Origin of the sequence: Dermacoccus sp. UBA1591, assembly GCF_002322065.1 — a bacterium.
GTDB lineage: Bacteria > Actinomycetota > Actinomycetes > Actinomycetales > Dermatophilaceae > Dermacoccus > Dermacoccus nishinomiyaensis.
Map to the genome: position 1 here is coordinate 29566 of NZ_DCNR01000040.1, position 1513 is coordinate 31078.

A 1513-nucleotide genomic window follows, 5' to 3' on the forward strand; every position below is an offset into this window, starting at 1 on the left:
TTCGACGGTCTCGTCGTGCTCGGCGGCCACGTGCCGGCGTCCACGGCCCGGACGTTGACCGACCGCGGCGCCATCCTGTTTCCCAGCGATCCGCACCTGCCGATCGACCCCTACCGCGCGCGTCTCTACTCCGCCGGCGAGCTCTATGCTGGCCTCGAGCGCGGCTACGAACACACCCCTGACGCGCAGGCGTATCGCTGGTCGCGTGACTGCCGCGTGGCGCATGACGCCTATGCGGGCGCCATGCGCGGGCTGCACGACGAGTCGATGCGCGACGCCCTGCACGAGAGCCTCGAGGGCCGACGAACCGTCGGCATCATGGGTGGTCACGCGATGGGACGCACGAGTACCGCGTACGCCGAGATCGCCCGGTTGGCGCGCGATCTCGCCGACGGCGGCCACGTCGTCCTGACCGGCGGCGGGCCCGGCGCGATGGAGGCTGCGAACCTCGGCGCGGCTGACCGCGTCGGCGGCCTCGACGCGGCGCTGGAGTGCCTGGCGGGCGTTGAGTCGTTCCGTCCGAGCATCGACGCCTGGGCGCACAGCGCTTTCGCGGCGCGGGAGCTGCTGGGCGTGGCTGATGGCGCCGGTGACGACGTGCGCAGCGTCGGCATCCCGACGTGGTTCTACGGCCACGAGCCGCCCAACGTCTTCGGCGACGTCATCGCCAAGTTCTTCTCCAACGCCCTGCGCGAGGACGGCCTGCTCGCCGGCGCCAGCGGCGGCATCATCGTCCTCGAGGGCGCCGCGGGCACCGTGCAGGAGATCTTCCAGAGCGTCACGCCGCTGTACTACGCCGCCGACGACGTGCCATTGCCGCACCTCGTCCTCGTCGGGCGCTCGCAGTGGACGGACGTCGTCCCCGTCTGGCCGGCGCTCACCGCGCTCGCGTCGGGGCGACGCTTCGCCGACCACCTCCACCTCGTCGAGACGCCCGCGGACGCGTTCGCAGTGTTGACGGGCGCCTGAGCTCATCGCAAGCCTCAGGCTTGACGCATCATCGCCCCAAACGCATCACGAATGACGCATTTGGGGCGATGATCGAGGCGAACTGCTCGCGTCAGGCCGTCTTGGCGGCGAGCTGCCCGCACGCTCCGTCGATGTCGGAGCCGCGCGTGTCGCGCACCGTCGTCGGGATGCCGCCCGCGCGTAGGCGCTCAACGAAGTTCTGCTCGACGCCCTTGCGCGACGCCGTCCACTTCGAGCCCGGCGTCGGGTTGAGCGGGATCGGGTTGACGTGCACCCACCCCTTGCCACGCGCGTTGAGCTTCTTCGCGAGCAGATCCGCGCGCCAGCCCTGGTCGTTGATGTCCTTGATGAGCGCGTACTCGATGCTGACGCGACGCCCCGTCGCCTCGAAGTAGCGATGCGCCGCATCGAGGGCCTCGTCGACGCTCCAGCGCGTGTTGATGGGCACCAGCTCGTTGCGCAGTTCGTCGTCGGGCGCGTGCAGCGACAGCGCCAGCGTCACCGGAATGCCCTCGGCCGCGAGCTTGTCGATGGCCGGCACGAG

General features: G+C 70.7%; 1 protein-coding gene and 1 pseudogene. One reads left to right on the forward strand and one right to left on the reverse strand.

The window, feature by feature from the left end; all coding sequences use genetic code 11:
* Nucleotides 1-969 (forward strand): LOG family protein (locus tag B2284_RS04110; RefSeq protein WP_286697234.1); only part of this gene is annotated, 969 nt, incomplete at its 5' end.
* Between the two features lie 91 nt (nucleotides 970-1060).
* On the opposite strand, the pseudogene B2284_RS04115 reads toward B2284_RS04110, so the two are convergent.
* A pseudogene (locus tag B2284_RS04115) lies at nucleotides 1061-1513 on the reverse strand (23S rRNA (adenine(2503)-C(2))-methyltransferase RlmN); the annotation flags it as partial.